Raw genomic sequence first — 25,847 nt, 5'->3', positions numbered from 1 at the left:
TAACAAATCCAGATACGTTACTGTTTAGACTTTAAAAGTGTTTTTAAGTAGGCTCAATTAAAAAGAAACTGGAGTTCGGCTGATGCCCGTTTTTAAACAAAACGTTAACCATTCCCCAAGAAATTTGTTCAATTGAAATTTCTCATCCTTTTGCAGAAGTTTTGTGTTGGGATAGTCATATTTTGCTTTGACTCGCGAAAAATCCCCGCTAGCGCACACTTCTGCAACTCGAGCGTCGTGATATAGCCTGACAGACATTTTTGGCAAAGGAAACACTGGCATCGCGTCACTCTGACATATATCTATTAATGTGGTGTATTTTGTGACCTCATTCACTGTCAATTGATACACCATATTAACGGCTTGGTAACAGCGAACGTCACCAACCTCATGCTCAACCGGTAACAGAGCATTAAGTTTGGCATAGTTAGTCTCGTAAACTCGCATCAATTCAGCCAGATCGACATGATACGGTTTTTTGACTGCTATATTTGGCATGACGTTAATCTATCCGCTCTAACTGTAATTCTTGGTAGTTCAATTGTAGCCACTGCAGCGCAATGATCGTGGCGCCATTTTCAAACACACCGTCTTTTACTAACTGATAAGCCGCTTCGCGACTCATCACTTGCACGCGAATATCTTCACCTTCGTAATCCAATCCGTGAACCCCTTTTGCTGTCGTTGCATCAACACAACCAACAAAGACGTCGAGCTTTTCTGAACAACCGCCGGATGAAGGATAATACGAAGTAATAGGCAATACAGATCCGACGTCGACCCCCGCTTCTTCCATCGCCTCACGACGAGCAACATCTTGTGGTGATTCATCGGTATCAATAATCCCCGCAACAATTTCATATTGCCACGGGTTCTCATGCTCTAGAGCACCGACACGGATCTGTTCGACGATCACGACTTCGTCACGTACAGGATCATAAGGTAGCAAAGCGGCAGCATGTCCACGCTCAAACATCTCACGCTCGATTGGTTGGCTCCAGCCGCCCTCAAACAGTCTATGTTTAAATGTGTACTTAACCATTTTGAAAAAACCACGAAACAGCGTCTCTTTTGAGACTATTTCCACATCTTGCGGAGTAAACTCATGTCGTTGATTGTCATACTGTTGCATTTGATACCTCACTAAGTGATCTTATAGTTTACTCATTGTCCGAGTTAACTACCAAGGATAAGGTTCAACTTTTAGTATAAAACTTATAATTAAAGTTAAGTTTTAAAAAATAAATATTGCACAAGTGGACAGTTAACTGTAAAAAAGTGCAAAGTTTCGAGTAAATTACCACCAAACTGGGTTAAACTCTTTTAAAGAAAATTCCATTAAAGGCAGGAATAGGAAAATGAAAAAACTGCTTCCACTATTTATCAGTGCAGCAATTGGCAGCCTGAGTTCGTCAGCTTTCGCTGATACGCTAGCTGAGGTTTACGACCAAGCAAAACAGAACGATCCTCAACTTCTTCGTTCAGCAGCGAAGCGCGATGCCGCTTTTGAAGCAGTAACGTCAAACCGTAGTGATTTGCTACCACAAATTGACTTGAGAGCTAACTACGACATCAACCGTGGTGAGCGAAGTGATGTAAATAATGACAGCAATCAATGGGGAGCTGGAATTTACTTTTCTCAGGAGCTGTACAAGCGCTCTTCTTGGATCACGCTAGATACAGCAGAGAAAAAAGCTCGCCAAGCTGATTCTTCATACGCAGCAGAGCAACAAGCTCTGATCCTTCGTGTTGCTACCGCTTACTTCGAAGTACTTCGTGCTCAAGATAGCCTAGAGTTTGTTCGTGCAGAAAAAGCCGCAGTTGCTCGTCAACTGGAACAAACTAAGCAGCGCTTTGAAGTTGGCCTTTCTGCCATCACCGATGTGCATGATGCGCAAGCTCAGTACGATGGTGTTTTGGCTGATGAAGTTTTAGCAGAGAACACTCTGATTAATAACTACGAAGGTCTACGTGAAATCACAGGTCAAGAGCACTCTAACCTAAACATCTTAGATACAGACCGCTTCTCAGCAAGCAAGTCTTCTGAATCTGCTGTTGCACTGGTTGAGCAAGCTCAAGAGAAAAACCTGAAGCTATTGGCATCACGTATTGATCAAGACATCGCTAAAGATAACATCACGCTAGCAAGCTCAGGTCATCTACCTAGCCTAACGTTGGACGGTAGCTACTCTCTTGCCGATCAATCAAGCAGCCCTAGTGATTACGACCAAGATAACCTAAACGTTGGTTTAAACTTAGTTGTTCCTCTATATACGGGTGGTAGCACAACTTCTTTGACTAAACAGGCTGAATACAACTATGTTGCAGCAAGTGAAGACCTAGAGGCGACTTACCGTAGCGTTGTAAAAGACGTTCGTGCCTTCAACAACAACATCAGCGCTTCAATTGGTGCGCTACGCGCTTACGAACAGTCTGTTGTTTCTGCTCAGTCGGCTCTAGAAGCTACAGAAGCAGGTTTTGATGTAGGTACTCGTACTATCGTTGACGTACTAGATTCAACTCGTCGTCTATACGATGCCAACAAGAACCTTTCAGATGCTCGTTACAACTACATCCTAAGTGTACTTCAGCTTCGTCAAGCTGTTGGTACGCTAAGCGAACAAGACATTGTTGATGTAAACGCAGGTCTAAAAGTCGCAAGTAAGTAATGCTTAAATCCTAGTTAAATACTCTAACCAGAGTCTTTAATAAAGTGACTAGATTACCGTTACAAAAATGCCGCTCAATGAGCGGCATTTTTATTATCTGTTGAAAGCTAATTCTCAGCTTAACCCAAAGGTTGAGACGAGAAAGCTAGAAGACTAAGAGTTAGCCTCGACCACCTTTAATCGCTTTAATGATTTCAGTCGTAGAGCAACCATCTTCAAAGTTAAGTACTTTAACTTCACCGCCAGCCGCAATCACTTCCGCGCCACCAGCAATCTCTTCAGGTTTGTAATCACCACCTTTCACAAGAATGCTTGGAAGAACTTCAGAGATCAAACGTTGCGGTGTATCTTCAGAAAACGGAACAACCCAATCAACCGCACCTAAACCAGCCAGTACCGCCATACGACGATCAGTTGGGTTCACAGGACGACCTGGACCTTTTAAGCGTTTCACTGATTCATCCGTATTCACAGCAACGATCAAACGATCACCTAACTCAGCAGCATGGTTCATGTAAGAGACATGTCCCGCATGCAGGATATCAAAGCAGCCATTAGTCATAACGACTTTCTCACCTTTCGCACGAGCACGTTTCACAGCTTCAACTAGGGCAGCTTCAGAGATCACACCGTAGTCAGTATCTTGGCTACCATGAATCGCTTCCGCTAACTCAATCGTAGACAACGTCGATGTACCTAGCTTGCCGACTACCACGCCAGCTGCAGCGTTTGCTAATGCACACGCTTCATCAAGTGGCTTACCTGCAGCAACTGAAGCTGCTAATACTGAAATAACCGTATCACCAGCACCAGTAACGTCATACACTTCTTTTGCTTGAGTCGGTAAGTGGAATGGTTCTACGCCTTTGCGGAGCAATGTCATGCCATGCTCACTGCGAGTCACTAACAAGGCTTCAAAATCAAACTCTTCGATTAACGCGAGCCCTTTTTCGATCATTTCATCTTCAGACTTAACCTTACCGGCAACCAGCTCAAACTCCGCCATGTTTGGCGTAAGTAATGTCGCACCACGGTAGCGTTCAAAATCTGCACCTTTAGGATCGATAAACACCGGAACGTTCGCTGCGCGCGCTTTTTGAATAAAGCTCTGCACATGCTCCAAAGCACCTTTCGCATAATCAGATAAGATTACCGAGCGTACATTAGGCAGTGCTTGCTCCATGCGAGATAAAACAAGCTCAGGATCCGTGTTCTCAAATTTGTCTTCAAAATCAAGACGGATCAACTGCTGTCCACGGCTCATGACACGCAATTTTGTGATGGTCGGGTAATCGTCCAACTCAACAAAATCACACTTAACCTTTAATGCACCCAAGGTATTTTTCAATACCTCAGCTGGCTCATCTTTTCCAGTTAAACCAACGATATGAGCATGACCACCAAGAGAGGCAATATTCATTGCTACGTTGGCAGCACCACCAGGGCGCTCTTCGTTATTTTCTACTTTAACAACGGGCACAGGTGCTTCTGGTGAAATACGGCCAGTAGGGCCATACCAGTAACGGTCAAGCATTACATCACCGACAACAAGAACGCCTGATTGGCTGTAGTCAGGTAGAATTGGTTTCATTGTGGATCTCCAAAAATCGAATCTGGCTAGAGTCTAGCACACTGATTACAGTGGCTAAACCATAGAAAAATGAGTGAAAGCCTAACTCGATAGATACTCTAGTAGCTAATAAGCAGCTAAGAAGTCGATAAGCGATCACTAAATGATAATGACGTAACCGTTAAGAAATAGTTCCGTTACGCTTCCATCCATTGCTTCCATGCCTGAACAACATGTTCCCTTTCCATTTTAAATTTATCAATCGCCACGTCCGCATCAAGGTTGAGTAGGTTTCGGTGATGGATTTCATCTCTTAATGTTGTATAGGCATTAGTTAATGCCATGCCTTGCTGTTCGTCCATGATCCCTTGTGACAACAGACTTTCAAAGATTCGTACATTGTCACACCAACGAGTCAACTTAGGTTTTTCATTACTGTATCGAAGTACTAAATATTGCGCCAAGAACTCAATATCAGTAATACCGCCCGCATCTTGTTTTAGCATGAATCGATCGGCTTTTTTTCCTCCGAGGTGCCCGCGCATTTTTTCACGCATATCGACAACGGATTTTTTAAGTACAGCTTCATCTCGAGTCAAACACAAAATCTCATGGCGAGTCTTGTTAAATGCCGAAGCCAATAAGTCATCACCATAAATCATACGAGCGCGAGTCAAAGCTTGGTGCTCCCAAGTCCACGCGTCATTATGCTGATACTCATCAAAGGCATAGGTTGGACTCACTAATAGACCAGAGACACCTGAAGGGCGCAAGCGAGTGTCGACCTCGTACAAAATACCAGAAGCAGTTCTGGTCGAGAAAATATGAATAATGCGCTGTGCCAACCTCAGATAAAACTGGCGTCCATCAATCTCTTTCTTACCATCAGTATAGATGTGTACTGGGCAATCGTGCATGAACACAATATCAAGATCGGAGTTGTAACCCAGCTCCCAGCCACCAACTTTGCCATAACCAACCACCGCAAAACCGCGCCCTTCTCGATCTTTCACATGAGTGGGCTCACCGAACTTAGCCGACACTTGCAGCCATGCTTGATTAATACCCGCCTCAACAATCGCTTCCGCTAAATAGGTAAGGTGATCACTGACCTTCATTACAGGCAAAGCGCCCGCAATATCCGCGGCAGCAATTCTCAGAATACAAGTCTGCTTAAACTGACGCAGACCTTCCATCTGCTGCTCCATGTCATCTTCAGGAATACGGGCTAGATAATCACGTAACTCGGTCTTGTAAGACTCTAAAGGCACGGGATTATAGAGTTGCTGCGGATCAATAAGTTCATCTAACAGGATTGGATAGCGACCCAACTGCTCCGAGATCATCGGGCTCGCTGTACATAAGCGAACGAGTTGAGTGAGGGCCGCGGGGTGCTCATCCAATAGCTCAAGATACGTGGTACGCGTAACAATTTTTTGCAGCAGGTGCAGTACTCGAGACAAACCAAATTCAGCATCCTTGGCGGTGTAGAGCGCTTGAAACACTTTGGGCATTAATCGATTGAGTACCTCACGTCCACGAGGGCCAAGGGTTTTCTTAGCCAAATCAGCTTTGAATTGGATAATGGTTTTCGCCGCTTGCTGCGGGTTAGCAATCGCGATGTCATGCTCTAGAACCTGCTCAATCACATCTTGCTTATGAGCCATATCCCACAACTCACTAAAGTGACTCGCGATTGGGTTAGCATCATCTTCATCAACCCCAATTAGGTCTTCGAATACGGTGTGAACATTCGCCATATGAGCACGGGTCGCATCAATCAAACCGTCCCAATCTGCAAACTGCATGGCGACAGCAAGTTGCAACTGTTCGAAATCGCCATCAGGTAATGTTTGAGTTTGCTTGTCGGCCATCGCTTGTAATAGGTTCTCAAGGCGGCGTAAAAACAGGTATGCCTCACGTAAGTGACCGACCTCTTCTGCTTCTAATAAATGAAGAGATTCAATCGCACTTAACGTCTCCAACAAACCTCGACCACGAAGGCTCGGTTCACGTCCACCACGAATCAGTTGAAAGACTTGAGCAATAAACTCGACTTCACGAATACCACCAGAGCCAAGCTTAATGTTGTTTGATAAGCCGCGACGTCGCACTTCGCTACTGATCATCGACTTCATTCGACGCAAAGATTGAATGGCACTGAAATCAATATAACGACGAAAAACAAACGGACGCAGCATCTGGCGGAGCTCTTGGTATTCAGGGTACATTTCGCTGCCCATCACACGCGCCTTAACCATTGCGTAGCGTTCCCAGTCACGGCCTTGTTCTTGGTAATAGTCTTCAAGAGCAGCATAGCTCATGACCAAAGGGCCGCTCTCCCCGAATGGACGCAAGCGCATGTCGACTCGATAACAGAATCCGTCAAAGGTTTGCTGATCAAGCGCCTTGATAATACGTTGCCCCAAACGCGTGAAGAACTGCGCGTTGGCGATACTTCTTCTTGCTCCTTGGGTTTCACCATTCTCAGGGTAAGTAAAAATTAGATCGATATCGGAAGAGAAATTCAGCTCACCGCCACCTAACTTGCCCATACCTATGATCAACATAGGCTGCGCTTCACCTTGCTCGTTACAAGGTGTGCCCCACTCTTTACAACAAATATCGTACTGCCATTGATAGGTCTCGAAGATCATCGCCTCTGCTAGCATCGACAAATGATTTAAGCTCTGTTCTAGATCCCATGAGCCCATAAAGTCACGCCAAGCAATGTAGGTCATCTCACGATTACGGAATTGACGCAGTACACGTTGACCGCTCATTTCATCAACACAACCTGAAAGTAACTCGGCCAAACGCTTACGATACCCTTCCGCACGCTCTTGGCATCTCAGCACCTCTGGCAAGGTGCTGGATAAAATCGAGTCACGCTGTAAACAATCACCCACAAAACAGCTCAAGCCTAATACACGCTTGAGATCGGCAATCAATGGCTCAGGCCAAGTGTTAATGGCGTCACTTTGATGCTCTAATAATTGCTCAAAAGCAGACTGGGAATGAGTGACGAGTAGAGAAGGCAATGGCATGTTTCTTCCTTGTGTAAGCTGCGCACCGAACAATTGGTTTGTCGGTTCGGTTCTTCAATAACGAGTTCTAAAAACTAATGATTAGTTATACCAAAGTTCTGCCAATAAAAAACGCCCACATTAGCAATGTGGGCGTTTTATCAGTGAACTTATCAAGTTGAGTCTCTATCTCTAATAACAAGTCTCCGTGGCCAAACCTCTAGGAATAGACCTATAGATCTTGCGAACTAGAGCTCAAGACCGAGAACAGGGGATTAAACCTTAAACTGCTTAATCTTACCGTCTAGCTCTTGTGCGTTGCTTTCCATGATCTCAGAAGTCTCGAGAAGCTCACCCACCACCACTACGGAAGCTTCAACAAGCTCACGAACATTGGTCAGGTTGACACTCATCTCTTCCGCGACACTAGTTTGTTGGCCCGCAGCAGTCGCGATCTGGAAGTTCATATCATTAATCTGGTTTACCTGACTTACGATGCCATCAAGCTCAGAACCAGCGTTAGTCACTAGGTCTACGCCTTCAGCGGCTTCAACAACACTCTTTTCCATCAGCTCTACAGCCGAGTTAGCACTGCTTTGTAGATGGCTAATCATATCTTGAATTTCTACTGTCGCTTGCTGAGTACGTTGCGCAAGGTTACGAACCTCATCGGCAACAACCGCAAAACCACGTCCCGCTTCACCGGCACGCGCGGCTTCAATCGCTGCGTTCAAAGCCAATAGGTTCGTTTGCTCTGAAATGCCTTGGATAGTACCAACCACACTGCCAATCGAGTCTACGCGCTCTTCTACTTGGTTTACCGCTGCTGCAGAGGCTGCGATGTCCGAAGAAAGCTCACTCATCTTAGAAACAGAACCTTGAACGAACTTCTGACCTGTTAGTGCTTGACCTGATGCTTGCTCAGTAAGAGAAGAAGCACTTTGCGCGTGCTCAGCCACAGTTTGCACAGTAGACGTCATCTCGCTCATTGCTGTCGCTAGTTGGTCGATTTCGTTAAATTCTTCCTGGGCTGAATCTTTGGTTTCGGACATGCTGATGGTCATCACTTCCGTCAGGGCAAACAACTCATCAGAAGAGGCCACCTGAGTTTTGATCATGTCATTCAACTGGACTCGAGTTTTTTCGAGTTCTCGTGCCACATCACCGTATTCATCTTTACAATCCATATGAATTGGCACTGATAGGTTCTTATCGGCCATCGTTTTAATGGCGTCATTGAGGTATTGAGTTTGGCGAAGCATAACGCGCGCTGCCGCCAATAGAAGAACCACAAACACAATGATCATCAAGGCTGTTTGCCAAGCCACTTGAACTAGGTAAGTCTCGTAATGCTGCTGTGCAACTTGTGCATTGTTAGTGACTGCAAGTAATGAATCGTAAAACGCACTTGCGTCCCATAGCTGCTTCGAAATAATCAAGATAGTGCTGAAAACCATCAGCATGATCATTTTTGGAACGAGACGGATGTCCGAGATAATCCTTTCCCACGGCTTGAATGACAGTTTAGTCATTGTCAGTTCTCCATTAACTCTTATATATTGATGGCTTCTATATCCGCGAGATGGCTATGTCAGTCAAAGTTCGCGATTTATTTTGAGCCTCGTATGAATGTTAAATAGTATCAAAGACACCACTAAGCCGATGAGCTTATTATCACTGATTCTCTCTTTCTTAGCGTTATTTGTGATCTCAGGCTTATTGTTTGCACCGATTGATAAAGAATCGAAACAAGTTCTTATCGGCCTGGACTTTATAATCTGTAGCGTTTTTCTTTTTCAGCTCACTATTGATCTATTCAGATCACAAAATAAGAAAGAATATCTAAAAGTACACTGGATCGATTTCTTGGCAAGCATCCCTATGGTCGAGCCACTTCGATTCGCTCGCATTTTTCAGATCTTGCGCGTGATTCTCGTTCTTCGGTCAGGAAAACGTGTTTTCAGGGAGCTGTTTAGCAATCGAAAAGAAACGACACTCGCCTCAATTATTTTGCTATTGGTTATTCTCCTGACCATAGGTGCAGGAACAATACTGCTGCTAGAGCACAAGGATCCCAATGCCAACATTACCACTGGCCAAGATGCTTTATGGTGGGCTTTCGTAACGATTAGTACCGTGGGGTACGGCGATCATTATCCAGTGACGAGCTCAGGCAAGTTAGTCGCTTCTCTGGTGATCATTTGTGGTGTGGGTGTTTTTGGTATGATTTCAGGGTTGATTACTTCTTTGATCACCTCTCCAACTCGCCATGACAATCAACGAGCTGAAAACAAAGAGAAGCACCTTGAGAAGATCATTGAGCAACAACAGAAAATTCTCGAACGACTAGAAAAGCTGGAACAACAAACAAAAAAATAGGGCCGAAGCCCTATTTTCAATTTCATGTTGTTATGAAACTCAGTCTTGCCAATACGGCTCAACTTCTACACTTATTTGGCGTGTCTGTTCCATCGCATGCAGAATAGACACCTCTTGACGAGCTAACCAACGCTCTAGCTGAACCTTCTCATCGCCTTCTAACTTCTCAGTCAAAGGCTCTAATGTTTTAAGTGCCAGCAAATCGTCAATACCTTGCACCATATCGGCCCATGGCAAGCGGAAACTGTTTCGTTCATCGTCATCATACAAACTCGCGAAACCAACACCAGAATATAGGTTTCTCATCAAACGATATTGCTGTTCAATATACGCTTGGCTAGTCATCACTCGCTCTGGCGGGAAAGCTTCCATCAAGTCGGCCCATGTGCGATCGAGTTGCTTAACCGAAAACCATTCGATACCACGTGCCATTTGTTCACGTGCTTTTTCGTCTAAGAATGGTTGCCAGCCACGAGACAAGATCCAGCGACTCAGATCTAGCAACAAACCCGTGTAACGAGCAGAGCTCAACAGGGTAAGCAGCTCTTCGCGATCGGGAAGTTGCTCTTGCATCTCTTTAAGTTCAGCGACCAAAAACTTACGCGCATCCAATTTACGCAGTACGTGGCCTTTATCTTCGAGCAAATCTTCGAAGTGGTCATAGCTTTTCAGCCAGTTGAGCTCTTGCTCAAGCCACTTGAGCTCTTGGCGTAAAATAGCACTCGCGCGTCTTGGGACAATACCACCATAGATAGTGAAGGTTTGACGGATGAAACTCAGCGAGTGACTGATCTCATGTAACGCTTCAATTGATTGGCGCTCGGTGAAGATCTGCTCATGATAATGCCAATGAGCGAGAGCATGCTCTAAAGATTGAATAAAACACGATTCAACGGTATCACTTTTATCAGTATCAACTAAGGTCAAAGGAGTCACTTCATCTCCTTGATAACCTTGAGCAAGGCGGTAACCCTTAGCGGCTTTGCTTAGATTACCTAAACGCATGCCACCTTGTTCACAGAATTGACGAGACAATGTAAATAGAGCATCTGTTTGACCGGACTTAAGTTCCAATTCGACTTCACAAATCGGTTCTTGCAGTTCGCCTGATTCAACAAAACCTTGATCGAATGCGACCTCGACTTGACTGCCATCAGGCATACCAATCAACCACTGCTCACGTGTGAAGTTGGTAGAAAATAGAGGAGTCAGCTCAGCTTGCAGCGTTTCGATGTCTTTACCCGCTGGCCAGATGTCCTCTGGATGTAGGGCTAGCTTAGGTTCATTGCTGTCATGTTCTGCATTGTATTCAGGCCTTTGATGCAGGCCTGCAACCACACGACCAGCCGTCTTTACGGTTTGTACAAATACGTCATCAAAGCGTCGAATGCGCAAGCCAGTATCGTGCTTACGTAACCAGTTATCGGGGGTGTCAAAGTAGATGTTACCTAGCTCACGACAACTGTGCTGAAGTACTTTAGTTTCAGCAATTTTCTTGCGTAAAGTCTCTGAAAAATCAGGAGAAACAAAAAACTTCAGTTCTATCTCGGTTTCCATAGTTATACCTTTCTGTGAAGATAGGGACAGGATATTGCCAATTTGAAAACTCAGCAAGTCAGAAATATCGCCCTTATGATGATCTAAAACAGTTTTAATGAGACATTGATTAGGTTAACATGCGCGACTTTGTAGCCATCGCTTAACATTTCACCATGAATATGGTGTATGTTGTTTTAAGGTTATTATTTATTAGGTTGGATGACCATGCCAGTAAATACAATTATGGGGTTATTTGCAAAGTCCCCAATTAAACCTTTGCAGCGTCACGTAGTATGCGTGAACGAATGTTGTTCTCACCTAGTTAATTTCTTTGAAGTTTCTTCAAAAGGTGACTGGGAGAAAGCATCAGAAATTCGAGCTCAGATTTCTCACCTTGAGAAAGAAGCTGACGTACTAAAACGTGAAATTCGCCTTAAACTTCCTCGCGGTTTGTTTATGCCAGTTGATCGCACCGATATGTTGGAGCTATTAACTCAACAAGACAAACTAGCAAACCTAGCGAAAGACATTGCTGGCCGTGTATATGGTCGTCAACTTGTCATTCCTGCTCCTATGCAAGAAAACTTCATCGCTTACGTTAAACGTTGTCTAGATGCAGCGAACCAAGCACAAAACGTAATCAATGAACTAGACGAATTACTTGAAACGGGCTTTAAAGGCCGTGAAGTAACACTCGTTGCTGAAATGATTCATCAATTAGATGTAATTGAAGATGACACGGACGCGATGCAGATCGAACTACGCCAACAACTAATGGCGATTGAAGATGGTCTGAATCCAGTTGATATCATGTTCTTATACAAAATTCTTGAATGGGTTGGTGGTATTGCAGATCAAGCACAGCGTGTAGGCGCTCGTCTTGAAGTAATGCTTTCTCGATCTTAAATCATACGCTAACTATATAACGAAGAGCATTTTTTGAACAAACCACTTATGCGCTGAGTATTTCTCTCGCTGAGCGGTTTTTTGCGTCTAAATTTGTTCCGCTTGTTATCAAACAACTAGGTATTACGATGGATATCCTTGCTAACTACGGCACTGTCCTGATTATTGTTGCAGCAGCTTTCGGTTTCTTGATGGCTATTGGTATTGGTGCAAATGACGTTGCGAACGCAATGGGCACTTCAGTAGGCTCTAAAGCTCTAACCGTTAAACAAGCGATCATTATCGCAATGATCTTTGAATTCGCAGGTGCTTACCTTGCGGGCGGCGAAGTAACAGACACGATCCGTAAAGGTGTTATCGAAACATCTCTGTTTGCAGATCAACCTGACGTACTTGTGTACGGTATGATGTCTGCACTACTAGCTGCTGGTACATGGCTACTTCTAGCTTCATACATGGGCTGGCCAGTATCAACGACTCACTCAATCATCGGTGCAATCATCGGTTTTGCTTGTGTGTCTGTGGGTACTGAAGCTGTAGATTGGAACAGTGTCCAAGGCATTGTGGGAAGTTGGATTGTCACACCATTGATTTCCGGTATCTTCGCCTATCTCATATTTGTCAGTGCCCAACGACTGATATTCGATACAGAAAACCCGCTATTCAATGCGAAGCGTTTTGTACCGGTATACATGTTCATTACTACAATGGTCATTGCACTTGTAACGATCAAGAAAGGTCTTAAGCACGTAGGCCTTCATCTAACCGGTACTGAAGCATGGTTATGGGCTGCAGGTGTTTCTGCTGTCGTCATGATTGGCGGTTACTTATACATTCAGAAGAAGTTTGCTAACCGCGAAGAAGACCACGGTTTTACTGGCGTAGAAGGTATCTTCAGCGTACTAATGGTTATCACTGCTTGTGCAATGGCATTCGCACACGGTTCAAACGATGTTGCCAACGCGATTGGTCCACTATCAGCGGTTGTTTCAACGGTTGAGCACATGGGCGAAATCTCAGGCAAGAGCACTATCGCATGGTGGATTCTTCCACTAGGTGGTATTGGTATCGTTGTTGGCCTTGCAACAATGGGTCATAAGGTAATGGCAACCGTTGGTACTGGTATTACAGAACTAACTCCTAGCCGTGGCTTTGCAGCTCAACTAGCGACCGCGTGTACGGTTGTACTTGCTTCTGGTACTGGCCTTCCGATTTCAACCACGCAAACATTGGTTGGTGCGGTATTAGGTGTAGGCTTTGCTCGTGGTATCGCAGCTCTAAACTTAGGCGTTGTGCGTAACATCGTAGCTTCTTGGATTGTGACGTTACCTGCAGGTGCTCTACTTGCTGTTGTATTCTTCTACGCAATTCAGGCTATGTTTACTATGTAATAGCCCTGACGCTAGTCAATATTAGCGTCAGAAAACGGTGAGCTTCAGTAAAGATATGTAAATACCATGTCATTATTGACTCAAACGCACAGAAAGGGAGGCTTTGCCTCCCTTCTTTGTTGCACCATATAAAAAAACTAAATATTATTTGCTCATTGAGGCTGACTCATACGCCTACCCAATTTGAATCGTTAAAGGATTTACTGTGAAAAAACTGATTAGCTTAGTTTTGTTCGCAATGCTTGCGGCTCCAGCTGCCTTTGCTCAAGACCGTTATATTGCTGACAAACTATTTACTTATATGCACTCTGGCCCAAACAATACTTTCCGTATCATAGGTAGTATTGATGCTGGTGAAAAGATTACTTACCTGCAAACTAACAAGAGCACGGGTTACACTCAGGTTCAAGATAGCCGAGGACGCAAAGGTTGGGTTGAGAGTAAGTTCGTAAGCACAAAAGAAAGTATGGCGCTGCGCATGCCTAAGCTAGAGAAAGAGCTCTCTGAAGTAAAAGGCAAACTGGCGAATGCTCGCCAAAGTGCTGACAGCGAAAAAGCAGGTCTCGCAAGCTCTCTAGACTCTCGTAACAAGCAGATTGCTGAACTAGAGCAGAACTACAGTGAGATTAGCCAACAGCTAACGAGCTCTCAAACAGAGAACCGTGAACTACGCGCTAAGCTAGATACTCAAAAAGATGACTTACTATTGAAGTACTTCATGTACGGTGGTGGTGTTGCTGGTATTGGTCTACTTCTTGGCCTTGTTCTGCCACACATCATGCCTCGTCGTAGAAAGTCACCAAACGGCTGGGCGTAAGCCTCGCATTTGGTACAGTAGGTTCAGTATCGAATATCAAAAAGGAGCACCGAGGTGCTCCTTTTTATTTGTCTGGATTTATCATTCAAGTCACAGCGCTAACATCAATCACAGTAAGTAATATCGATAGTACTAACCTTTCCACTCATACAAAGCTGGGATTTCTATTTTCTGCTGATTGAATTCAATGATTACCGATTGTGGTTTAATCTCAAGCAACTGAATACCCGGCTCGATCCATTCCCCTTGAGCAACTTCATGTCCATTCACTTTTACCCAACGCTTAGTTTCGCTACTCGAGTACATGTGAGTTTGTAAGTCTAACTTAGGTAATACACCAGACAATCTATTGCCATGTGTTTCTAAACCGATGACCTGAGAATCCATATTCCCCACAGGTCTAGAATCCATCGGTTCAGGTGAAACCGACTGCTCTCCCATCATTGATTCAAGCTTCAACGCTAAATCGGGTGGCAACTCGGTGAGGTCTAACCCTTTCAGTAAATCACGGTCCGATTGCAGCGTGACATTATCATTATTCGTTCCAGGTTGAACTGACGGTTCAATAGATAATGGATCTAAATTCGTTGCTGCTTGATTACTATTATCTACATTTGCCACGATCGCTTTCGAGTCACTAGCGATATTACCGATGTCGGTGCCCATCTTTGCATGTATCTCTTGACGCGGTAGTGCTTTCAAAAGCTGGCTTACCGGTGCCGAGCGAACAGAAAATAACGCTTCATCGCCTGCATCCACTGACACTGCATCCACTGACACTGCATCCACTGACACTGCATCCACACTGGCAATGCCAGAACCGGCAATTTGAGGCTCAAAGTCTGATTGAAGCTTTGATTCAGGCAGAGCTCCGGAGGCAACGGGGCTAGCCGAGCCTTGCTGCTGTTGATTATACGACTGATAAACCAGAACGCCGCCCACCAATAGAGAAGGCACCAAGACAAGGATCAGTCCCATTGTTAACGATGAACCTCGTTTGTTGCTAATCCCTTTAGCAGAACTAGGCACGTGATGGTTTTGGTAACCTTTAAAGCTAGGTTTATTATTAGAAGACTGTTTAAGCTCGTGCATAATACGTGACATTAGCTTTCGCCTCCTTCTAATGACATCAACTTGGGCGAGTCGAGTTGAGCTAATCTCTGCAACCTTGCTAAGGTGCGCTTACCTGCGATGCCATCAACAGACATACCCTGCCAAGTTTGAAACGCTTCGATTTTCATTTTCAATTCATAGTCAAATACATCACTGCCCGATACGTCTTCACCCAAGACTTCTGAAAGCAATAGATCAAGTAAAGCAACCGCCTCACCTTGATAGCCCTCTTTCAGGGTCTCTCTTAGCGGCTGTTTCCAAATCGCGACATAATCACCTTGCCAAATTTGCTTTAAGGTGCGCTTAGGCATCACCAATAGCTTTTCGTTGACTAGGAGCTCAACAGACTCCTCAGACGCGCCATAAAGTACAGCAAACACAGGTTCTTGACCTAATTCCAGATTAAGAACCACGGGAACTCCAAGTTCAATCAAATATTCTAAATTGGCTTGATGTTGCTCACATACAAATACACTTTGTTGTTCACTCAAACATAGCCAATCACGAAGCGAAGATTCATACCCCCAAAGCGTGTATAGGTCCCTAATTGCAAGCGTTTGATTATTCCCTTGCTTTAAGTGATTCTGAACATCTTGTGGTAGTGCAAACTTCGAAGCCTTGAGATCTTGAACCAATATAGATTTATCATCCAATATCGGTGTTTCAGCCACAAATGAGCGTTGAGTATTCGCCGCTACTTCCGTTTTCACTTCACTGGAAGTATCCGCAGGCATCCATGAACTAATATAGGTTGGGGCGAAGTTAAAGGTCGCGATTGCAAGGCCGACACTTAATGTGGCAATCCCCGCGTATTGGATTAATTTTGGAACTACATGAGTAGCTTGAGTTTTCTCGACGTGATACACATCGGCCTGAAAGGACATGACCTGCTGACAAGCTCGGTTAACCGTTTCATTACTCAGTGATTTATCACCATCATGGAAAGCCAATTGCAGCGCTTTATCACACACCAAGTTAATGAGCCTCGGAATACCATGGGTATATTGGGAGATAAGCTTGATTGAACGATTCGAAAACAACATCTGCTCACCACCAGCCGTTTCCAAACGAAACGCGATGTACTTACCCGTTTCTTCGATATTAAGAGGTAATAAGTGATAGCGACCTGTAATCCGCTGCGCGAGTTGACGTAGCTGTGTGGTTTGTAAGTGTTGCTGTAATTCAGGTTGTCCAACCAACAGCACCTTTAATAGCTTACGACTGTCGGTTTCTAAATTGGTCAGAAGGCGTAGCTGCTCCAACACATCAGCTGCAAGGTGTTGGGCCTCATCTATCACCAATAAGGTTTGAATGCCTTCAGCATGGCTATCAAGCAGGAAGTGATGAATTGCCTGACTCAGCTGTTTCAACGATGCTTGTTCAGGGTATTCGACCTCAAACTCATCACAGATAGCTTCCAGTAAATCCGTATTCGAAAACGTAGGGTTGAGTATAAGGCCAGCTTGAGTCTGATTATCGAGTGATGACAACATCGCTTTGGCGACCGTTGTTTTTCCTGTACCGACCTCACCAGTAAGCATCGCAAAGCCCCCACCTTCGCCTAAACCGGCTTGTAGGTTCTGCATCGCTTCTTGATGGCGCTGACTTAAAAACAAGTAGCGAGAATTTGGTACAATCGAAAATGGCATCTCAACGAAGCCAAAATATTCCTTATACATGTGCTGCCCTATAATTACGATTAATGGAAAGTACCATTGCTTGCAGTAAAGTCCAGCAGTGATAAAACATTTCGAGGTGATAAGTTGCAAATATACGATAGCCTACCAAAAGACAATGGGCTACAACGCTACCTAGTCGGTGGAGCGGTGCGCGATAAGCTGCTCAACATTGATAGCTATGATAGAGATTGGGTCGTGGTAGGGAGTACCCCTCAAGAGATGGAAAACCTTGGCTTTACTGCAGTGGGTAAAGACTTCCCCGTATTCTTACACCCAAAGACGAAAGAAGAGCACGCACTGGCTCGCACCGAAAGAAAGTCAGGTTCGGGTTACACAGGTTTCGAATGTTACTTTGCACCAGATGTGAGTTTGGAAGAAGATCTTATGCGTCGAGATTTGACCATCAACGCCATTGCTCAAGACGATAAAGGCCAGCTTTACGATCCTTACCATGGCCAGAAAGATCTCTCTGATCGTGTTCTAAGACACGTCTCGGATGCTTTTGTTGAAGATCCTCTGCGTGTACTGCGTGTGGCTCGCTTCGCCGCCAAACTCCATCACCTCAACTTTACGGTTGCACCCGAAACCATGGTGATGATGAGTGAGATAGTTCAATCCGGTGAACTGGCACATCTCACTGCCGAACGAGTTTGGCAAGAGTGGCATAAATCCCTTAGCACTCCGCATCCTGAAGTGTTCCTTTCTGTACTGAAAGAGTGTGGCGCATTGGCTGTTGTGTTGCCTGAAATTGACGCGCTGTTTGGTGTACCTCAACCTGAAAAGTGGCACCCTGAGATCGACACGGGCATTCACACTCTGATGGTTGCTCAGCAAACTGCGCGATTAAGCTCATCGTTACCCGTGCGTTTTGCCGCTCAAGTACATGATTTAGGTAAAGGCGTCACGCCAGAAAGCGAGTGGCCAAGCCACAAAATGCATTGCCATACAGGCTTAAAAATCATTAAGAAGCTGTGTGAAAGAGTCAGAGTGCCCAATGAATTCAGAGATCTCGCACTGTTAGTTTGCGAGCAACATTCTAATATCCACCGTGCAGGCGAGCTCAAGCCAACCACCTTTCTCAAGGTTCTGAACAAGTTTGATGTTTGGCGTAAACCAGACAGGCTCAACGACATACTGCTTTGCTGTCAAGCTGATCACGCTGGCCGAAAAGGATTAGAAGATCAGCCTTACCCTCAGAAAGCGCGTTTTGAAGTGGCTTACCAAGCAGCGCTTCAAGTCGAAGTTAAAGCGATTATTGCCGATGGTTTTCAAGGCAAAGATATTCGAGAAGAACAAGAGAAGCGCAGAGCTGCCGCAATTGAGAGCGCGTTATCAGAACTCTCTAATAGTTAATCTGCACAATGCTGATTACCATGCATTAAAAAACCCGCGACTAGGCGGGTTTTTCCGTTTCAATCTGTAGGACGAAACATTTGTCTACGTAAGTCGTGAACTTAAGTCGATTGCTACTGCATCATCAAGAAAGCAAATAGACCAAAACCTAGAATCAGGCGGTAGATAACAAATGGTGTCATGCCCATACGTGAAATAAGCTTCAAGAAGAAGTGAATACAGATATAAGCACTGATGAAAGAAACCACGATACCCGTAAGCAAGGTGCCAACATGGATAGGGTCACCACTGGTCACTAACTTCAGACCTAAGTAACCACCCGCCAGAGTGATGATTGGGATAGACATTAGGAAAGAGAATCGAGCCGCGGCTTCACGTGTGAAACCAAGGTAAAGCGCTGCAGTAATCGTCGCGCCAGAACGAGACGTACCTGGAATAATCGCCATTGCTTGAGCAAGACCAATAAACAGCGCCTTTTTCCAACCCGCTTGGTATTCGTCATCACGCAGGCTTGAGTTTTTATCCACCCACCATAGCAATAAACCAAAAATAATCGTTGTCGTCGCAATCACCCACGCACTGCGCAAATAAAGCTCAACAATATCTTTCATCAACAAACCAAAGATACACGCTGGAATCGTCGCGAGAATGATCATCCAAGCGAGCTTCGCTTCTTTACTACGATCACCTTTAAACACGGAACCAAAGAATGCGCTCAAAAGAGAGACCACTTCTTTGCGGAAATAGATCACGACGGCAGCCAAAGTACCAACGTGGACAGCCACATCAAAAGCCAAGCCTTGATCTTCCCAACCTAAAACAGCCGAAGGAAGGATTAAGTGTGCAGAACTGGAAATAGGTAAAAACTCAGTAAAGCCTTGCACCAACGCCAACATAAACGCTTCAAAATAACTCATTACTTACCTTAAAAATTATAGTGTTATATCTACGACAGAGAGCGAATCTAATTGCTGCATCTTCTGCCATATTTCACTGACGGTTCTTCCATCTTGCGGGATCACTCTCGCAGGACACAGATCATAAAGTGGTTGTGTTACAAAAGGATATTTATAGATATCACTGCGTGGTAATTCTGGTTCGCTTTCAGAAACCACGTCTCCAAACAGCACAATATCAAGATCGAGCTTTCGGTCTTGAAGTTTATGAGCATCTTGAGAGCGACCCCATTTAAACTCAATTTTACGAAGTTGCTGTGAAAATTCAGTCAATGAGAGTGATGTGTCGAGCTCTATCACAAAGTTATAAAACGAATGGCTTTCAAACCCTACAGGCTCACAATGATAGATCTTAGAGCATTTAAGGTTAGTCCCTAACGATTGAAGCTCTGTCCATGCCACCCTTGCATGCTTGTCGCGGTCTATGTTCGTGCCAACACCAACATAGGCTATTGTCATGCTTGACCTCGTTCGATGATCACACCGACGGCTTTTGCTTGTGGCACTGCGCCAGGTTTCGCTAAACGGATTTTAATCCAAGGCACTGAGAACTGAGTCATGATTAATTCAGCGACTTCTTCTGCCACACGCTCAACCAATAGGAATCGGCCATTCGCAATGTGGTCAAGTACGGCTGTACTGACTGTCGAGTAATCCAAAGCATCGACAACATCATCACTCTTACCTGCAGGGCGGTTGTCATGAGCCATTTCAATATCAAGCACAAGTTTTTGTTTAATCTCTTGTTCCCAATCGTAAACACCGATCGTTGTAATTACTTCTAGCTGTTCAATGAAAACTTTATCCAGTGCCATGACTTGTCCTTTTAGAGGTCGGATACCCATATGGGGGAAAAAAACGTATTATTCGTGTAATTCCAGATATGATATCAATTACTCTTGGATTGAGCATTATTTTCCCATCGTTAGACTTATAACCGTTTAAGGAAAAACATGACCCCTTTGGCACTTATCATGATCATTGCAGCCTATTTGCTAGGTTCAATTTCGAGTGCGGTCTTGATATGCCGAGTCTTAAGACTTCCTGATCCAAGAACGGTAGGCTCCAACAATCCAGGAGCCACCAATGTACTGCGTGTGGGCGGCAAAGGCGCCGCTGCAGCCGTGCTACTTTGTGACATGCTTAAAGGCACCATTCCAGTCTGGCTTGGCTACTACCTCAACATCGACTCGATCATTTTAGGCGTCGTGGCGATTGCTGCATGTCTTGGTCATATGTACCCAATATTCTTCCACTTTAAAGGTGGTAAAGGCGTCGCAACGGCACTCGGAGCCATCGCCCCAATTGGATTCGATCTAACGGGCATGATCATGGCGACTTGGTTGGTTGTGGCATTTTTGTTTCGTTATTCTTCTTTAGCGGCACTGGTTACTGTGTTGCTCGCACCTTTCTACGCTTGGTTAGTCAAACCTCAATACACACTACCTGTGGCCATGTTGTGTTGTTTGATCGTACTACGTCACCATCAGAATATTCGTCGCCTACTCGATGGCAGTGAACCAAAACTCGGGCAAAAAAAATCGGCTTAAACTGTCATGTCTAAGCCGAACCATTTTTAAACCGAGATAAATTTAAACCGACACAAGTCTCAATCGATCAATACTATTCAGTCTTTAAGAGCTTACAGCAGATGTTTATCTAAAAACGTCTTCAGCATTGTGTTCACAAACTCTGGTTGCTCTAGCGAGCTAATATGACCAGCACTAGGAATCACCACTAACTCACTGCCCGTAATGCAATCGTGCATTAGGTATGACTCTAGTGCCGGACGTGGCTTATCTTCTTGTCCAACGGCAATCAAAACAGGCAGTGCAAAGTTCTCTACCGCTTCAATCATATCGCGGCGCCCAAACACCATTCGACCGATTCGTGCGACTTCTTCTGCTTTCTCACCCTCAAGTGATGATAGCTGCTGAGTAAAACCTTCCACTAAAGCTGGTGAGTTAGTTTGAGCATCATTGGCGAAGAACAGTGGAACAACCGCTTCTACAATCGGCTGAGGAACCATTTTGGTTTGAGTAATGGTGTCTAACATGCTGAAGTATTTAGCATGAGCAACTTCTGGCTCTAAACCAACAAAGGTATCCATAAGTACCAGAGACTTGATTCGTGCAGGAGCTAACTCCGCCAACTCTGTTCCCCACATACCGCCAACCGATAAGCCAACCACAGAGAATTCTTCGATCTCTAAATGATCAAGCAGAGCCAAAACGTGCTGAGCGTAATCTTTCAAGTTACGCATCGAAGCTGGTGCAGCTTGAGACTCACCATGAGACCAAAGCTCTGGAACAATACAGCGATACTGAGTTTTTAATGCATCGATCTGCGGTTTCCACATTGCACTATCCCAAAGGTAGCTGTGACCTAACACAACAACAGGGCCTTGACCTTCATCTAGGTACGCCATCGACTGATCGTCTACTGTAAACTTGTTCATTTTCTTCCCTAATCTCTATTAGCAATTATTTATCGACACATAGTCGGTAAACTAGGATATAAAAACGGCCGCACAAGGCGACCGTTTATCGAAATACTATGGTTTATTTGGCGATTGGTTATGATTAAACAATCGGCTCTAGCTGGTCAATTGGCCAACGCGGTGTGGCATGGACAGATAAATCAGCCGTTTCACCATTCTTCAGGCGCTGCATGCCCGCATAAGCGATCATCGCACCGTTATCTGTACAGAACTCAGTGCGTGGGTAGTACACCTCTCCACCGATTTTCTTGGCTAATGCTTCAAGCTCAACTCGTAGTTGTTTGTTGGCACTCACACCGCCAGCAATCACGATACGTTTCATACCCGTCTCTACCAACGCACGCTTACACTTGATTACCAAGGTCGCACAAACCGCTTCTTGGAACGCATAAGCGATGTCAGCACGAGTTTGGTCATCATTGTCATTAGCACGAATGGTATTTGCCGCGAACGTTTTCAAGCCCGAAAAGCTCATATCTAGACCCGGACGATCGGTCATTGGACGTGGGAACTTAAAACGACCTGGCGTGCCTTTTTCTGCGAGTCGAGATAGCAGTGGACCACCAGGGTAATCTAAACCCATTAGCTTCGCGGTTTTATCAAACGCTTCACCCGCCGCATCATCAATCGATTCACCAAGAATTCGGTATTCACCAATGCCTTTCACTTCTACCATCATGGTATGACCGCCAGAAACCAGCAGAGCAACAAATGGGAATGGTGGAGGATTGTCTTCTAGCATTGGCGCAAGAAGGTGACCTTCCATATGGTGCACTGGCACAGCAGGCACGCCCCACGCATAAGCAATACTGCGACCAATCGTTGCGCCCACAAGCAATGCACCAACCAAACCAGGGCCAGCCGTGTAAGCCACGCCATCAATGTCTTTCGACGTTAGATTCGCTTCTGCCAATGCCGCTTTAATCAGTGGAATAGTTTTTTTTACGTGGTCACGCGACGCTAGCTCAGGTACTACACCACCGTAATCGGCGTGCAGTTTTACTTGGCTGTATAACTGATGAGAAAGCAGCCCTTGCTCATCATCATAAATTGCGATTCCTGTTTCATCACAAGAGGTTTCAATACCAATAATGCGCATAATTTTCTCGGCACGCTTTCGTCTAAAATGGGAAATTAGCGCAATATTACCCTGCCTAAGCTCTTCAAACAAATATTGTACAGACTATAATCGACAAAGTGCTTTACAAAGCCACTGTGATCGGATTAAAATTCCGCACCATTTTTGATCAAGCTGGTTAATGACCAAACGCGAATAGAGAGTTAGCTCGATGGGTAACTTCTCTGATTTGGTACTGAATAACCAGCGATAATGAATAACCCCTGAGGTGAAAGGCATATGCCAATAGTTAAAGTACGTGAAAACGAACCGTTCGACGTTGCACTACGTCGTTTCAAGCGCTCTTGTGAAAAAGCAGGTATCCTTTCTGAAGTGCGTCGTCGTGAGCATTACGAAAAGCCAACTACAGTTCGCAAACGCGCTAAAGCAGCAGCTCAAAAGCGTCACGCTAAAAAGCTAGCTCGCGAAAACGCACGTCGCGTTCGTCTGTACTAATAACTTAATCCATAAGGACTGAGTTATGGCTCTTATTGAACAACTCAAAGAAGAGCAAAAATTAGCGATGAAAGCCAAGGACAAACCGCGCCTTGGCACTATCCGCTTAGCTCTTTCAGCAATTAAGCAACGTGAAGTTGACGAACGGATCACTCTGAACGACGACGACATTATTGCTATATTAGTTAAAATGGTTAAGCAACGTCGCGATTCTGTTGCTCAATATGAATCGGCAAATCGTCAAGATCTTGCTGACGTGGAAAAAGCAGAAATTACGGTACTTGAAGGCTTTATGCCTCAACCGCTAACTGAAGAAGAAGTTATTGCACTACTTGATAGCGCAATTGCAGAAGCTCAACCTGCGGGCATGCAAGACATGGGTAAAGTAATGGCTATCTTGAAACCACAAATTCAAGGGCGTGCAGATATGGGTAAAGTTAGTGGTTTAGTTCGTTCTAAACTCGCTTAATCCCAAATCAAATTGCAACAAGCCGTGCAATCCTTCGGAACGCACGGCTTGTTTGTATCTGTAACCTATTCAAACTATTATTATCCACACTCTCAGTTAGTGCATTTTTCTAAGGTTTTATGGCAGGACACATCCCGCGTAGTTTCATCGATGATCTCCTAGCGCGTCTCGACATTGTCGATATTGTGGACGCACGCGTGAAACTTAAGAAAAAAGGCAAAAACTATGGTGCTTGTTGTCCATTTCACAACGAGAAGACCCCTTCTTTTAGCGTAAGCCAAGAAAAACAGTTTTATCACTGCTTTGGTTGTGGCGTACATGGCAATGCCATCGACTTCATTATGGAGTTCGAACGTCTCGATTTTGTTGAAGCGATTGAAGAGCTGGCCTCATTTTTAGGACTTGATGTTCCTAGAGAACAGCGCAGCGGTGAAATATCCACGGCGCCAAGAGCCAACAGCGAACAAAAACGTAACCTCTACGATTTGATGGGCGGCATCAGTAATTTTTACCGCTCTCAGCTGAAAATCTCAGCGAACAAACCTGCGATTGATTACCTAAAAAATCGCGGTCTTTCTGGTGAAATCGTACAGAAGTTTGGCATTGGCTACGTCGCTGATGAATGGGACTTGGTTCGTAAGAACTTTGGCCAACAAAAAGAAGCCCAAGACATGCTCGTGACTGGCGGCATGTTAATCGAGAATGATAAAGGCAACCGATACGATCGATTCCGTGGACGCGTCATGTTCCCGATTCGCGATCGTCGTGGTCGAGTGATTGGTTTTGGTGGTCGTGTCTTAGAAGACGGCACACCGAAATACCTGAACTCACCAGAAACGCCGATCTTCCATAAAGGTAAAGAGCTTTACGGCCTTTATGAAGTGCTGCAAGCCTACCGTGAACCGCCGCAAATACTTGTGGTTGAAGGTTACATGGATGTCGTGGCATTAGCGCAATATGGTGTTGATTACTCAGTGGCATCACTGGGCACCTCGACAACCGGTGACCACGTTCAAATGTTGTTCCGCCAAACCAGCATAGTGGTTTGTTGTTACGATGGTGACCGAGCAGGTAAGGAAGCGGCGTGGCGCGCACTCGAAAATGCGCTTGAATACCTGAAAACAGGTAACACGCTCAAGTTTCTATTTTTACCCGACGGTGAAGACCCAGATAGCTATATAAGAGAGAATGGCCAAGAGGCCTTCGAACAACTGGTACAGAATGCGACACCGCTTTCTACTTACTTGTTCGATAATCTTATTGAGATACACAAGTTGAACCTGGGAACAACGGAAGGGAAGTCGGCACTGCGAGCACACGCAAGCGCCTTGATTAACAAAATCCCTGACAGTTATTTCCAAGAACTGCTCGAAAAATTATTGGATGAGCGTACTGGTTTTGATAACCAACTGAGACGAGCTCGTGTTCATACTAAGAACCCGACACCTCAACCGCATAAAGAACTAAAACGCACTCCAATGCGAGAAGTTATCGCTTTGCTTATCCAAAATCCGAGCTATGCTGATATGGTACCGGATTTATCAAGTGTCAAAGGCTTACAGTTGCCTGGACTAAGTTTATTCGTCGAAGTACTTGATAAATGCCATGCGCATCCCCATATCAACACAGGCCAATTATTAGAGCATTGGCGACACAATAAACATGAGGCGCTTCTGTCTCGTCTCGCGAGCTGGGAAATCCCCCTCGACGAAGACAATCAAGAAGACATATTTTTAGACTCATTGGACAATATCCTTGCCCAGTGCGTTGAAAAACAAATTGAAAACCTGCAGGCCAAAGCAAGAAGTGTCGGTTTATCAGCCGAAGAAAAAAGGGAGCTACTAGCTTTAATGCTAGATCTAAAAGCGTAACCCTGTTTGATTAGTCAGCATTTAATAAATTTGTTA

Annotated in this window: 23 protein-coding genes; 10 read left to right on the top strand and 13 right to left on the bottom strand. The window is 44.8% G+C overall.

Annotated features, from left to right (window positions below; all coding sequences use genetic code 11):
- Positions 1 to 57: 57 nt before the first annotated feature.
- Both AB4589_RS02770 and nudF read right to left on the bottom strand, forming a co-directional pair.
- Positions 58 to 498: a DUF1249 family protein gene (locus tag AB4589_RS02770; protein WP_009848962.1), complete on the bottom strand. Its 441-nt coding sequence runs from the start codon at positions 496 to 498 to the stop codon at positions 58 to 60.
- A gap of 4 nt (positions 499 to 502) precedes the next feature.
- The gene (nudF, locus tag AB4589_RS02765; RefSeq protein ID WP_372099259.1) at positions 503 to 1,132 is read right to left on the bottom strand and encodes an ADP-ribose diphosphatase; all 630 of its coding nucleotides are present in this window, start codon (positions 1,130 to 1,132) and stop codon (positions 503 to 505) included.
- Positions 1,133 to 1,358: 226 nt separating this feature from the next.
- Between nudF and tolC the strand changes: the two genes are divergently transcribed.
- A complete protein-coding gene (gene tolC, locus AB4589_RS02760; RefSeq protein ID WP_017102956.1) occupies positions 1,359 to 2,669 on the top strand; it encodes an outer membrane channel protein TolC in 1,311 nt (436 codons plus the stop codon).
- Positions 2,670 to 2,829: 160 nt separating this feature from the next.
- Here tolC and hldE read toward each other — a convergent pair whose 3' ends face one another.
- From hldE to AB4589_RS02745, 3 genes are all read right to left on the bottom strand, one after another.
- Positions 2,830 to 4,260 (bottom strand): bifunctional D-glycero-beta-D-manno-heptose-7-phosphate kinase/D-glycero-beta-D-manno-heptose 1-phosphate adenylyltransferase HldE, encoded by a 1,431-nt coding sequence (hldE, locus tag AB4589_RS02755; protein WP_009848977.1) that lies wholly within the window; start codon positions 4,258 to 4,260, stop codon positions 2,830 to 2,832.
- 176 nt (positions 4,261 to 4,436) lie between these two features.
- Entirely contained in the window at positions 4,437 to 7,286 is a 2,850-nt protein-coding gene (gene glnE, locus AB4589_RS02750; protein ID WP_372099256.1) for a bifunctional [glutamate--ammonia ligase]-adenylyl-L-tyrosine phosphorylase/[glutamate--ammonia-ligase] adenylyltransferase, read from the bottom strand.
- A 254-nt stretch (positions 7,287 to 7,540) separates the two neighbouring features.
- Positions 7,541 to 8,797 carry a methyl-accepting chemotaxis protein gene (locus AB4589_RS02745; protein WP_012603193.1) on the bottom strand — a complete coding sequence of 419 codons (1,257 nt, stop codon included), beginning with the start codon at positions 8,795 to 8,797 and terminating at the stop codon, positions 7,541 to 7,543.
- 97 nt (positions 8,798 to 8,894) lie between these two features.
- Here AB4589_RS02745 and AB4589_RS02740 point away from each other — a divergent pair, with 97 nt between their 5' ends.
- Positions 8,895 to 9,644, top strand: a complete 750-nt coding sequence (locus AB4589_RS02740) for a potassium channel family protein (RefSeq protein WP_017100419.1) — start codon at positions 8,895 to 8,897, stop codon at positions 9,642 to 9,644.
- Positions 9,645 to 9,683: 39 nt separating this feature from the next.
- Here AB4589_RS02740 and AB4589_RS02735 read toward each other — a convergent pair whose 3' ends face one another.
- The gene (locus tag AB4589_RS02735; protein ID WP_371701391.1) at positions 9,684 to 11,201 is read right to left on the bottom strand and encodes a CYTH domain-containing protein; all 1,518 of its coding nucleotides are present in this window, start codon (positions 11,199 to 11,201) and stop codon (positions 9,684 to 9,686) included.
- Positions 11,202 to 11,408: 207 nt separating this feature from the next.
- On the opposite strand from AB4589_RS02735, the gene AB4589_RS02730 reads away from it, so the two are divergent.
- From AB4589_RS02730 to AB4589_RS02720, 3 genes are all read left to right on the top strand, one after another.
- Positions 11,409 to 12,089, top strand: coding sequence for a TIGR00153 family protein (locus AB4589_RS02730; RefSeq protein ID WP_029223984.1), 681 nt, complete (start codon positions 11,409 to 11,411; stop codon positions 12,087 to 12,089).
- A 128-nt stretch (positions 12,090 to 12,217) separates the two neighbouring features.
- Positions 12,218 to 13,480: an inorganic phosphate transporter gene (locus AB4589_RS02725; RefSeq protein WP_012603189.1), complete on the top strand. Its 1,263-nt coding sequence runs from the start codon at positions 12,218 to 12,220 to the stop codon at positions 13,478 to 13,480.
- Between the two features lie 205 nt (positions 13,481 to 13,685).
- Positions 13,686 to 14,297 carry a TIGR04211 family SH3 domain-containing protein gene (locus AB4589_RS02720; protein WP_086050104.1) on the top strand — a complete coding sequence of 204 codons (612 nt, stop codon included), beginning with the start codon at positions 13,686 to 13,688 and terminating at the stop codon, positions 14,295 to 14,297.
- A 132-nt stretch (positions 14,298 to 14,429) separates the two neighbouring features.
- On the opposite strand, the gene AB4589_RS02715 is transcribed toward AB4589_RS02720, so the two are convergent.
- Positions 14,430 to 15,401, bottom strand: coding sequence for a general secretion pathway protein GspB (locus AB4589_RS02715; RefSeq protein WP_372099253.1), 972 nt, complete (start codon positions 15,399 to 15,401; stop codon positions 14,430 to 14,432).
- Complete coding sequence (locus tag AB4589_RS02710; protein WP_372099251.1) at positions 15,401 to 17,089, bottom strand: AAA family ATPase; 1,689 nt, start codon at positions 17,087 to 17,089, stop codon at positions 15,401 to 15,403. The genes AB4589_RS02715 and AB4589_RS02710 overlap by 1 nt, the downstream gene beginning before the upstream one ends.
- A gap of 36 nt (positions 17,090 to 17,125) precedes the next feature.
- Here AB4589_RS02710 and AB4589_RS02705 point away from each other — a divergent pair, with 36 nt between their 5' ends.
- Positions 17,126 to 18,442: a multifunctional CCA addition/repair protein gene (locus tag AB4589_RS02705; protein ID WP_372099248.1), complete on the top strand. Its 1,317-nt coding sequence runs from the start codon at positions 17,126 to 17,128 to the stop codon at positions 18,440 to 18,442.
- 113 nt (positions 18,443 to 18,555) lie between these two features.
- Here the strand turns inward: AB4589_RS02705 and AB4589_RS02700 are convergent, their stop codons facing one another.
- Genes AB4589_RS02700 through folB form a run of 3 tightly spaced genes read right to left on the bottom strand, consistent with a single transcriptional unit; the run spans position 18,556 to position 20,213 of the window.
- Positions 18,556 to 19,359: an undecaprenyl-diphosphate phosphatase gene (locus AB4589_RS02700; protein WP_004735967.1), complete on the bottom strand. Its 804-nt coding sequence runs from the start codon at positions 19,357 to 19,359 to the stop codon at positions 18,556 to 18,558.
- 15 nt (positions 19,360 to 19,374) lie between these two features.
- Entirely contained in the window at positions 19,375 to 19,857 is a 483-nt protein-coding gene (gene folK, locus AB4589_RS02695) for a 2-amino-4-hydroxy-6-hydroxymethyldihydropteridine diphosphokinase (protein WP_004735968.1), read from the bottom strand.
- The gene (folB, locus tag AB4589_RS02690) at positions 19,854 to 20,213 is read right to left on the bottom strand and encodes a dihydroneopterin aldolase (protein ID WP_004735969.1); all 360 of its coding nucleotides are present in this window, start codon (positions 20,211 to 20,213) and stop codon (positions 19,854 to 19,856) included. Before folB ends, folK begins: the two co-directional genes overlap by 4 nt.
- A 138-nt stretch (positions 20,214 to 20,351) precedes the next feature.
- On the opposite strand from folB, the gene plsY reads away from it, so the two are divergent.
- The gene (gene plsY, locus AB4589_RS02685; RefSeq protein WP_004735970.1) at positions 20,352 to 20,948 is read left to right on the top strand and encodes a glycerol-3-phosphate 1-O-acyltransferase PlsY; all 597 of its coding nucleotides are present in this window, start codon (positions 20,352 to 20,354) and stop codon (positions 20,946 to 20,948) included.
- A gap of 92 nt (positions 20,949 to 21,040) precedes the next feature.
- Here plsY and AB4589_RS02680 read toward each other — a convergent pair whose 3' ends face one another.
- Together AB4589_RS02680 and tsaD are read right to left on the bottom strand one after the other, a co-directional pair.
- Positions 21,041 to 21,856 carry an alpha/beta fold hydrolase gene (locus AB4589_RS02680; RefSeq protein WP_372099245.1) on the bottom strand — a complete coding sequence of 272 codons (816 nt, stop codon included), beginning with the start codon at positions 21,854 to 21,856 and terminating at the stop codon, positions 21,041 to 21,043.
- A gap of 124 nt (positions 21,857 to 21,980) precedes the next feature.
- Positions 21,981 to 22,997, bottom strand: a complete 1,017-nt coding sequence (tsaD, locus tag AB4589_RS02675; protein ID WP_009847795.1) for a tRNA (adenosine(37)-N6)-threonylcarbamoyltransferase complex transferase subunit TsaD — start codon at positions 22,995 to 22,997, stop codon at positions 21,981 to 21,983.
- Positions 22,998 to 23,255: 258 nt separating this feature from the next.
- Between tsaD and rpsU the strand changes: the two genes are divergently transcribed.
- From rpsU to dnaG, 3 genes are all read left to right on the top strand, one after another.
- A complete protein-coding gene (rpsU, locus tag AB4589_RS02670; protein WP_004396009.1) occupies positions 23,256 to 23,471 on the top strand; it encodes a 30S ribosomal protein S21 in 216 nt (71 codons plus the stop codon).
- A 25-nt stretch (positions 23,472 to 23,496) separates the two neighbouring features.
- Positions 23,497 to 23,940: a GatB/YqeY domain-containing protein gene (locus AB4589_RS02665; RefSeq protein ID WP_009847797.1), complete on the top strand. Its 444-nt coding sequence runs from the start codon at positions 23,497 to 23,499 to the stop codon at positions 23,938 to 23,940.
- Positions 23,941 to 24,059: 119 nt separating this feature from the next.
- A complete protein-coding gene (gene dnaG, locus AB4589_RS02660; RefSeq protein ID WP_372099243.1) occupies positions 24,060 to 25,811 on the top strand; it encodes a DNA primase in 1,752 nt (583 codons plus the stop codon).
- Positions 25,812 to 25,847: the final 36 nt, after the last annotated feature.

The organism is Vibrio sp. 10N.222.49.A3, from assembly GCF_041475145.1.
GTDB lineage: Bacteria > Pseudomonadota > Gammaproteobacteria > Enterobacterales > Vibrionaceae > Vibrio > Vibrio tasmaniensis_A.
The sequence above is the reverse complement of the archived record's forward strand: the minus strand, read 5'-3'. Positions and strand labels throughout refer to the sequence as shown.

Bases quoted from the DNA above. Each gene is read 5' to 3' on its own strand.
- tsaD (WP_009847795.1), bottom strand. From the start codon at position 22,997: ATGCGCATTATTGGTATTGAAACCTCTTGTGATGAAACAGGAATCGCA.
- AB4589_RS02710 (WP_372099251.1), bottom strand. From the start codon at position 17,089: ATGTATAAGGAATATTTTGGCTTCGTTGAGATGCCATTTTCGATTGTA.
- AB4589_RS02715 (WP_372099253.1), bottom strand. From the start codon at position 15,401: ATGTCACGTATTATGCACGAGCTTAAACAGTCTTCTAATAATAAACCT.
- AB4589_RS02745 (WP_012603193.1), bottom strand. From the start codon at position 8,797: ATGACTAAACTGTCATTCAAGCCGTGGGAAAGGATTATCTCGGACATC.
- tolC (WP_017102956.1), top strand. From the start codon at position 1,359: ATGAAAAAACTGCTTCCACTATTTATCAGTGCAGCAATTGGCAGCCTG.
- rpsU (WP_004396009.1), top strand. From the start codon at position 23,256: ATGCCAATAGTTAAAGTACGTGAAAACGAACCGTTCGACGTTGCACTA.
- AB4589_RS02700 (WP_004735967.1), bottom strand. From the start codon at position 19,359: ATGAGTTATTTTGAAGCGTTTATGTTGGCGTTGGTGCAAGGCTTTACT.
- AB4589_RS02735 (WP_371701391.1), bottom strand. From the start codon at position 11,201: ATGGAAACCGAGATAGAACTGAAGTTTTTTGTTTCTCCTGATTTTTCA.
- glnE (WP_372099256.1), bottom strand. From the start codon at position 7,286: ATGCCATTGCCTTCTCTACTCGTCACTCATTCCCAGTCTGCTTTTGAG.
- AB4589_RS02680 (WP_372099245.1), bottom strand. From the start codon at position 21,856: ATGAACAAGTTTACAGTAGACGATCAGTCGATGGCGTACCTAGATGAA.
- AB4589_RS02770 (WP_009848962.1), bottom strand. From the start codon at position 498: ATGCCAAATATAGCAGTCAAAAAACCGTATCATGTCGATCTGGCTGAA.
- AB4589_RS02740 (WP_017100419.1), top strand. From the start codon at position 8,895: ATGTTAAATAGTATCAAAGACACCACTAAGCCGATGAGCTTATTATCA.
- AB4589_RS02725 (WP_012603189.1), top strand. From the start codon at position 12,218: ATGGATATCCTTGCTAACTACGGCACTGTCCTGATTATTGTTGCAGCA.
- plsY (WP_004735970.1), top strand. From the start codon at position 20,352: ATGACCCCTTTGGCACTTATCATGATCATTGCAGCCTATTTGCTAGGT.
- dnaG (WP_372099243.1), top strand. From the start codon at position 24,060: ATGGCAGGACACATCCCGCGTAGTTTCATCGATGATCTCCTAGCGCGT.
- hldE (WP_009848977.1), bottom strand. From the start codon at position 4,260: ATGAAACCAATTCTACCTGACTACAGCCAATCAGGCGTTCTTGTTGTC.
- nudF (WP_372099259.1), bottom strand. From the start codon at position 1,132: ATGCAACAGTATGACAATCAACGACATGAGTTTACTCCGCAAGATGTG.
- AB4589_RS02730 (WP_029223984.1), top strand. From the start codon at position 11,409: ATGCCAGTAAATACAATTATGGGGTTATTTGCAAAGTCCCCAATTAAA.
- folB (WP_004735969.1), bottom strand. From the start codon at position 20,213: ATGGCACTGGATAAAGTTTTCATTGAACAGCTAGAAGTAATTACAACG.
- AB4589_RS02665 (WP_009847797.1), top strand. From the start codon at position 23,497: ATGGCTCTTATTGAACAACTCAAAGAAGAGCAAAAATTAGCGATGAAA.
- folK (WP_004735968.1), bottom strand. From the start codon at position 19,857: ATGACAATAGCCTATGTTGGTGTTGGCACGAACATAGACCGCGACAAG.